The sequence below is a fragment of the Moorena sp. SIO3E8 genome (genome assembly GCF_010692445.1).
In the GTDB taxonomy this organism is placed as follows: domain Bacteria; phylum Cyanobacteriota; class Cyanobacteriia; order Cyanobacteriales; family Coleofasciculaceae; genus Moorena; species Moorena bouillonii.
In genome coordinates this window covers 1-7,385 of the sequence record NZ_JAAHHM010000217.1, presented here as the reverse complement: position 1 = coordinate 7,385, position 7,385 = coordinate 1, and the positions used below count along the sequence as shown (strand labels likewise).

Annotated in this window: 10 protein-coding genes and 1 pseudogene; 4 read left to right on the top strand and 7 right to left on the bottom strand. The window is 42.8% G+C overall.

What is annotated here, in order from left to right:
- Window positions 1-6 precede the first annotated feature (6 nt).
- From F6K46_RS36955 to F6K46_RS36940, 4 genes are all read right to left on the bottom strand, one after another.
- Window positions 7-459 carry a hypothetical protein gene (locus F6K46_RS36955; RefSeq protein WP_293066633.1) on the bottom strand — a complete coding sequence of 151 codons (453 nt, stop codon included), beginning with the start codon at window positions 457-459 and terminating at the stop codon, window positions 7-9.
- A gap of 833 nt (window positions 460-1,292) precedes the next feature.
- Complete coding sequence (locus tag F6K46_RS36950) at window positions 1,293-1,568, bottom strand: hypothetical protein (RefSeq protein WP_293066630.1); 276 nt, start codon at window positions 1,566-1,568, stop codon at window positions 1,293-1,295.
- Between the two features lie 750 nt (window positions 1,569-2,318).
- Window positions 2,319-2,891, bottom strand: coding sequence for a sigma-70 family RNA polymerase sigma factor (locus tag F6K46_RS36945; protein WP_293066627.1), 573 nt, complete (start codon window positions 2,889-2,891; stop codon window positions 2,319-2,321).
- Between the two features lie 149 nt (window positions 2,892-3,040).
- Window positions 3,041-3,838, bottom strand: coding sequence for a hypothetical protein (locus F6K46_RS36940; RefSeq protein ID WP_293066624.1), 798 nt, complete (start codon window positions 3,836-3,838; stop codon window positions 3,041-3,043).
- Window positions 3,839-4,350: 512 nt separating this feature from the next.
- On the opposite strand from F6K46_RS36940, the gene F6K46_RS36935 reads away from it, so the two are divergent.
- From F6K46_RS36935 to F6K46_RS36925, 3 genes are all read left to right on the top strand, one after another.
- A complete protein-coding gene (locus F6K46_RS36935; RefSeq protein ID WP_293066621.1) occupies window positions 4,351-4,572 on the top strand; it encodes a hypothetical protein in 222 nt (73 codons plus the stop codon).
- Window positions 4,569-4,781 (top strand): hypothetical protein, encoded by a 213-nt coding sequence (locus F6K46_RS36930; protein ID WP_293066618.1) that lies wholly within the window; start codon window positions 4,569-4,571, stop codon window positions 4,779-4,781. The genes F6K46_RS36935 and F6K46_RS36930 overlap by 4 nt, the downstream gene beginning before the upstream one ends.
- Before the next feature lie 637 nt (window positions 4,782-5,418).
- A complete protein-coding gene (locus tag F6K46_RS36925; protein ID WP_070392477.1) occupies window positions 5,419-5,877 on the top strand; it encodes a peptidoglycan-binding domain-containing protein in 459 nt (152 codons plus the stop codon).
- A gap of 786 nt (window positions 5,878-6,663) precedes the next feature.
- On the opposite strand, the gene F6K46_RS36920 is transcribed toward F6K46_RS36925, so the two are convergent.
- Both F6K46_RS36920 and F6K46_RS36915 read right to left on the bottom strand, forming a co-directional pair.
- Window positions 6,664-6,801, bottom strand: a complete 138-nt coding sequence (locus F6K46_RS36920) for a hypothetical protein (protein WP_293117957.1) — start codon at window positions 6,799-6,801, stop codon at window positions 6,664-6,666.
- Window positions 6,802-6,808: 7 nt separating this feature from the next.
- On the bottom strand, window positions 6,809-6,937 hold the full coding sequence (locus tag F6K46_RS36915; protein ID WP_293117954.1) for a hypothetical protein: 129 nt from the start codon (window positions 6,935-6,937) through the stop codon (window positions 6,809-6,811).
- Between the two features lie 21 nt (window positions 6,938-6,958).
- Between F6K46_RS36915 and F6K46_RS36910 the strand changes: the two genes are divergently transcribed.
- Window positions 6,959-7,162 (top strand): hypothetical protein, encoded by a 204-nt coding sequence (locus F6K46_RS36910; RefSeq protein ID WP_293066613.1) that lies wholly within the window; start codon window positions 6,959-6,961, stop codon window positions 7,160-7,162.
- 96 nt (window positions 7,163-7,258) lie between these two features.
- On the opposite strand, the pseudogene F6K46_RS36905 reads toward F6K46_RS36910, so the two are convergent.
- Window positions 7,259-7,385 (bottom strand): annotated as a pseudogene (locus F6K46_RS36905) (IS4 family transposase); the annotation flags it as partial.

Here is a 7,385-nt window from a genome sequence, read left to right as displayed (position 1 = left end):
CCGCCATTATCTACCAAATAATCCCTGGTCATCGTCGTCATCGTTATCTTCGTTATCAGTTATTGTTTCTCCATTATTACTAGAGGATTTAGCATTGATATAAGTCTTAATGTCGTCGATAATTTCAGCGATTTCAGATTCTAACAACCCTTGGCTGATACTACTACTGGCTTTAACTAACAAGAACTTATGGGAACCGCATGGTACCCGCGTAATGTAGCCATCTTTAGAAGATCTAACACAAATATTTTGAGCCGGATCCCATTGCAATTTATTACAAATACGTTTGGTTAAGTGATCCATCACCCCAGCTATGCTTTTAGCAACGTTATAATCCCAATTACCGATAAGTGTTTCGGTGATTATCAAAACATTTTCTTGGACAATGACGACTCCCTGAATACCAGATGTATCATCCTTGAATTTTTTGAGAGTGTGTGTTATTTTTTCAATATCCATACTTATCTGTTACCTTCCTGAATTATCTATGTATATGGTGGATTAGTCTACAATTTAACAAATTTAATTTATTAGATATTTATCTATCGGTAAAAAATGGGCAATAATTCAGATACTAACTGTTCGGATTTCGTCTAATATTTTAGCACTTTCTTCACTTAATCAAGGAAGGTTTAGGAAAATTTTCTTGACTAGATTCCTGGTGGTTGCCAAGAAATTAAGTGGTTTTAAACTCTGATTTTTGTAACATATAAATCAGGCCATTGATTGGTATGAATGCACCATTATTTGTTAGTGCCAAAACCTGATTATTTGTTTCTATTAACTTTTCTGAGGGTGGGATGATTAGTCCGGACAGAAAACGTTAAAGTACAGAATTCGGTCAAGCATTGGGGTTAACCCAAACTTGACCGATTTTTTTTGATTGTTATATATCTGAGGCTGATCCAGAATAATTCTGGTCACTGTTGAGGGGCTAGAAATGCGTACGCAAAAAATCCCCACCAGAGTCTGGTAATCTGAAAACCATAGATTACAACTGCTCCGCCTACTATAGCACTGCATCCCTGTTCCCTGTTCCCTGTTCCCTGTTCCCTACTCCCTATTCCCTACTCCCTAGATACACCAGGAGGAAGGCGCAGAAGAAGGGAATCTGGCGATCGCCTAATCCTAGGCTACCCTGGGAATTTCGCAGAGGTACTAGGGCGTGTTTTCTGGCCTCGGAGATCCCCCATTATCCCCCTTAAAAAAGGGGGACTTTGAGTATGGCTCCCCCCTTTTTTAAGGGGGGCTGGGGGGGATCATAATCTTGCGGAAAACTTTGAAAACACGCCCTAGAGGTTAGCCGTCGGCGACAAGTCCCGGTATCGGACTTGATTTTTTCGACCCATCTCTATTCGAGTTGCTCGGTGTTGATTTTCTGGATGTTGAATCTCGCCATCATTGCTGAGGAGAGCAACAACTATGAAAGCTATTGCTACGCAAACAAAGATTACTGATCCAGGACGACTTTCGTTGATATAGCGTTCACGATTGCACTTTAGACAGACGTAATGATCTGCGTTTTGAGAATCCTGAATCCAGGGACAATAAATCTGATCGCATTTCATGATTATAACCCTCAAGTCCAGACTACAATAAAGAGAATATCTCGCAAAGCTAACCAAAGCTTGACAGTAGTTTACTGAAAATATTTAAGACAATGGCTCAACTATGTAAGTTAGGTTTTGGAGACCCACAAACTAAACCATCTTGCCAGCTTAAACGGTTGTAAGTTGATTATATTTGGTATCAAAAAATAGCAGTTAAAACGAATTATTACGCCCGTATAAACTGTAAATATTCCAGTAAATCCTGGTTTTATGCCTGGTTATTGTTGACTTTGCACTGTTGACTATGCACCCTTAATAAAAATCAAATCACTTGCAAACCGAAAAAAGTGCATTAAGTTTACTTTTTTCGCTTCTAATAGTTAGATGCGTAGATCCTGATTATGTGACAAAACGTTTGAGTTACACAGACAGGACTTACGCACAGACTCCATGGGTAGGGTGGGCAAAACCTTGCCCACCCTACAGGTAGCATTAAATTGAGGGATTTGCGTCAGTCCTAACAGATAAGCTTTGACGTACTTATAGCAAGTCTAAGACTCATGAGGTACACAGGATTTTTTCTCACTCCACCCCTTACCCGCGCCCGGGTTAGGCACTCCCCACACTCTTAACCCCACACTCTTAACCCTATTCCCATTAACCCAGGACGAAGTACATCAAGCAATTGAGAACTTGATAACTGCTATATTTGCCTTTAATGTGCCCCCAAAAATAGCCTTATTTCGGGTCGCTACATCCAGAAAATTATCACTTCTTAAGCTTAAGAAAGAAAATTTCCCTCAGTTTTTTCAAAGCGCGACTTCCCCTCTGACGCACCTTGTTAATAGTTGTTTTGGTAATGGCAGTGTCTGGTTCCAACTCTGACGATATCTGCTCCCAGCTCAGCTCACGAAAGAATCGCATGACCAGTAGTTGGTGAAAGTCCGGCTTGGTTTGCTTGAGTTCCTTGAGGGCTAAAGCTAGGATCTGTCCTAGTGTGCCATCACAGTCAAGGTCGTCCCTTGGGCTACCAAAAATTTGGCTTTGCATCATGTGCCCGAGATTCTGGATTAACTTTTTTTCCGATAGTTCCCTCCTTTTCTTTTGCAAAATAATGCGCTCCCCAACTTTCTTCGCCCACGCCTCGGGGTTTTCAATCGGGCGTTCTAAGCGCTCGACTTCCGCTGCCTTCTCCCATACCTGGCTGAGGATGTCGTCCGAGTCACACCGATGCCGCAATTTGCACCCCGACAAGAGCTTGTCATAGTACCCTTTGAGATACTGGACTTGTAGAGGATCTAAGGGCGTTAATCCCCAGTTTTTTGGTGGTAGAGGACTCATGCATTTACCTCAGTATTACATAGTGTTGATTGGATGCATCTCAAAGTTGTAAATCTATAACGAGCGCGATGCAGTGGCCTCACGGGGGTTTCCCCCATCAGCGACTGCATCAAGACAGTGAGATGCATTTGTTTGGGTTGTCTAGACAGCTAAGCAATCATTAAGCGACAGATCTCTTCCATGTCCTCGTTTGAATTGCTCCAAATAGCTGCTGGTTTGCACTCACTGATATTGGTTTCCCAATTAATATTGTCTGGTGGGGTACCAAATCTAAAGTGCAGGGTGACCAGATTTTTGGAGGAATTATTAGCCATTAGGTGACATTGCTTGCGGTCAATGCAAACCAGTTCATTCTCCCCAAACAGCTCGCCAGGTCTGGAGGGCATTTTGTCAGGCTCTACGGACTCGTCTTGGTTAGGGAAGCGATGGGTCATTTCCCCTTCGTAGACGAAGATTGCATCTAGGGACTGACCATGGTGGTGGGCAGTGGTACCTTGCCCCGGTTTCCAGCCAATCATATAAATGGTCAGGGCAGTGGTTTGAAAAATGGCTTTGCGCGAGAAATGTTGTTCATTAAAGCTGATATATTGGTCGAGAAATCTGTGCTTGAGTTTGGTTTGGGTTACTAGTTCCTTAAAAGTTTCAAACGTCACTTGATGGGAGGGAACCCGCGTAAGATTATAAGCAAGGTTCTTGATGGAAAGGGAACTCACCACCAAGTCGTAATCAGGTATTGCCCCCGTGCTGAGTTGGTAGTCAATTAACTGATCTGCTTGGCATAGCCAATAGTTCAGTTCTTGGTCGTAACTGCTATAGCTTAGGATCTCTGTGATGCTTTGAGCATCTTGTGATGACAACTCAGGTTGGGTCACTAGGCGACAGTACTCTGTGACCAGCTTGGCGAGCTGTTGCTCGGAGCCGCCAAAAAGGTTTACGTGGTAGTTCATTTCCATAAGTTTTCAATTTGTCATTTTCTTTCCCTCCATAAACTAAAGATGCACAAACAGCCAATGTGTGACACACCAGCCTCTGAATGCAGATCGCCCAACCACTGTTTTTGAGGTTACCGATGGTGAGTTGATTTACTTGATGTAGGGTGGGCAGTGGGTACCAAAACGATTGTCAGCTTTTCAATTGGTCTAGGGTTTATAAATGAGATGTAAATTTGTATGGTCTTTTTTTATTGTCAAATAAAAATCCGGATCTCTTTACCCTCTTGGCTTTTGCCTTTTTTAGGGAAGCAAATTTCTGCAATACTTTTGTTTACAACCTAGATAAAAACGTGCTTATTATGCACTGCCCACCCTCCGAGTAGATGTAGATGTAGATGTAGATGTAGATGTAGATGTAGATGTAGGGTGGGCAGTGGGTACCAAAACGATTATCAGCTTTTCAATTGGTCTTATGCACTGCCCACCCTAGGATTAATTTTATTTAAAATTTAGTTAATTTGATGTCGGTGGGCAGTGCCTATAAAACCGATTACCAGCTGATTTTATCGGTTTCAATTACTGCCCACCCTACGATTAATCTCTATTGCAAATTCCCGATTCCCGATTCCCGATTCCCGATTCCCGATTCCCGATTTCTTAATAAAAAAAATTTTTCTAAACTCTTGACAATATATTTATTTATTTATAAATTAATAGTGTCCACAAAATCAATCCATAATTTCAGATGAGTAACAATTTTCCTCCTTCCGACAACCAAAGTCCTAAACCGAAGAAAGCCAAGCTCCTTTTGATCGGTTCTCCTGAAAAGGTTCGCAAAACAATTAATGCCATTTATTCCCTTAAGTATGCGGATCAGGACGAGTGGAGCACTCCGGAGCCGACGGGAAATCCTGGTGAGGTTATGACCTTTTTGATTCGATATTTTTACGTAGATTAAGATAGGATTTTGCCAGGGTTGCCCCCTGGCAAATCAGGACTGGTGAAGGTTGTTTTGTGAAGGAAGATGAAGCAGCATGAAGCAAAATGAGTTGGAATGTTATTGCTTTTCAGCAGTTGCTGACTAACTCAGGAATCATGTCATAACTGATCTGAAATTATCGATAGTTGAGTGCAGCTCAGCTGTATTTGTGGAAGGTTAAAGTAAAGAATTCGGTCAAGGATTGGGGTTAACCCAAACTTGACCGATTTTTTTTTAGGGAGATAGGGAGATAGGGAGATAGGGAAATAGGGAGATTTTTATTAAGTGCGATCGCGTAGCTTGATCTAGGGTCAATCGCGTAGCGCTAGCTTTTTGGGCTAATCGCCTATCTTGTATGGTGCGTTAAAAAGTGTAGCGCACCTGTTTTGCTATCAGTAATGGGTTCGCGTAGCGGCTCGTACCGAGCATCGCTTTTTCAACAAACACACTCAAACGGCTACAAGTTACCCTTCAAAAGGGTTTTGAGTTTTGAAGTGGGGTGAATGGCCTGAGTCGATATCAAAAAATTGGTGCTAACTCGAAAAATTCCAAAATTGGCTTTTGAGATCGTCTTAAAGGTGTAGAGACAAAAGACAGAAAATAAAAACTTTGTCCAATGTCGAAACCTGACAAGGTTTTCCATCGTAAACGTCAAATCATTAAGGAAAAGAAATCAATCATGGGAACTAACACTATCAATTCTAACTCTGTACTAGCTAATGGTTCTGCACTAGCTAATGGTTCTGCACTAGCTAATGGTTTGGCACTAGCTAATGGTTCTGAAGTAACTAGTCAGGCTAACGCTGCTTACGTCACCCACCTACCAGTTTTGAAAAAGGGAAAAGCCGGTCAAGCTGTCCGCTTTCTCCAGCAGTTCTTAAATTGCTACATGGGCTATTATTTGGTTATTGACGGACAGTTTGGCTCCCAAACAGAACAGGTAGTAATGAAGTTCCAAAGCGACTACAACGAAACCCTCTACGAATCTGATCCTAACCACTTGATTGTTGATGGGATTGTCAGTAAAAAAACCTATCGTGCCATCGATGATATCTTGACTCTACGGTCATGCTAAATAAACACTTTGGCAAAGGGACTGAGGCCGTGGGCCACGCGGGGCGCGTTCGGAGCAGGGGAAAGAGGCCGTATTCAGAATATTTTGCTAGTTAAATAGCCTAAGAACCCTTGTACCGTAAGCTTTCTGAGTTTTTTAACAAAACTCGCGGAATTCCCCACCGTCTTTCACGGTGGGGATGGATAGCGAGACGAGGACTTGTTGGGAATCGTGTTAGAATAAAGTTGGTTGATGACCCACCTGACTGACTAAAAGGCTACCTTCAAGGTGTAAAAGTACTAGCAGAGCTCAGGGAAGAGACTTGCCCCGGCTGGTTAGCCATAGAGCTGTAATTCCATGGTAAGTCTGTCGTAAAAGTTATACGTCTGCGGAAGGCGGATGTCTGCCTGTGGACGCTGAGTAAGACCAATTCCAGCAGGCGCGCGCCTCCTAGGTCGGGTTCCCCGGCCTAGGGTCGCTCCTCTGGTTGAGGCATCGGCGGATGAAGCGGGAAACCTCAAAGACGAATAAGACCGTCCCTGATTTGAGTTGAGAATTGGAAGCCCCAACCTCAGCGAAGCAGGTTGGGGTACTTCACCTGTCGGTTTAGCATAAAAGGTACTGAAGAACCAATATCTTTTGCTAAAGATCCCGAATTAGTGCGTTCCCGTAGCGTGACCTACGGTCAATCGCGAAGCACTGCCCTTTGGGCTAATCCCTGATCTTGTCGGGTGCGTTACACTTGGTTAACGCACCTCTTTAACTATCAGTAATACTTTCCCATAGCAGCTCTTTGCTGAGCATCGCTTATCCTAGGGTTAACACTCCCATGGGAAAATCCACAACTAAACGCTTTGTTCGTAACCACAAAACACCTAAAAGACTATTCACCAGTTGATCTCCTCCTAACACTTCAACCGTAAACTCCTCTTCCTCAATAACCACCTTTCCCTCATATAGCGTTTGTATTTGAGATGTGAACATAGGATTGATATAAAAAGGGAACAGGGAACAGGGGATCACCGGAACAGGGAACAGTAGTCAAGATATCCGAGCAGTTTTTGGTATTATGATAAATCATCAGTAAACCCTGTATCTAACAGTGCCATTACGGCAAAAATCTCTCCATCATCAGACATCAAGCCAATTTCAAAAAACAACTCTCCTCGACTATTACGGCGGTTTGCATAACTATCAGGTACACAGGATTGTTTTCCTTCTTCCCTCTTCCCTCTTCCCTCTTCCCTGCTCCCTGCTCCCTGCTCCCTGCTCCCTGCTCCCTAAAAAACCAGAACTTTGTACCTAAATGAATTGCAAACCGCTTTAAATTCACCTTGGATCATATTGTTCCACAAGTTCCTGTTTCATTAATTCGCATAATAATACACTTTTTACCTGGATGCTGGGGGGGCGACATGAGAGCTAAAAAGTAGACTGTATAAGCTTCATAGCTCTCATACCTCGTAAATAATTATCGAGCTTATGACGACTTAAACGCATTAACTTATCAACTAATTCCCAACATTGCG

Coding starts and splice junctions, on each gene's coding strand:
- F6K46_RS36955 (WP_293066633.1), bottom strand. CDS start 459: ATGGATATTGAAAAAATAACACACACTCTCAAAAAATTCAAGGATGAT.
- F6K46_RS36950 (WP_293066630.1), bottom strand. CDS start 1,568: ATGAAATGCGATCAGATTTATTGTCCCTGGATTCAGGATTCTCAAAAC.
- F6K46_RS36945 (WP_293066627.1), bottom strand. CDS start 2,891: ATGAGTCCTCTACCACCAAAAAACTGGGGATTAACGCCCTTAGATCCT.
- F6K46_RS36940 (WP_293066624.1), bottom strand. CDS start 3,838: ATGAACTACCACGTAAACCTTTTTGGCGGCTCCGAGCAACAGCTCGCC.
- F6K46_RS36930 (WP_293066618.1), top strand. CDS start 4,569: ATGAGTAACAATTTTCCTCCTTCCGACAACCAAAGTCCTAAACCGAAG.
- F6K46_RS36925 (WP_070392477.1), top strand. CDS start 5,419: ATGTCGAAACCTGACAAGGTTTTCCATCGTAAACGTCAAATCATTAAG.
- F6K46_RS36915 (WP_293117954.1), bottom strand. CDS start 6,937: ATGATTTATCATAATACCAAAAACTGCTCGGATATCTTGACTACTGTT.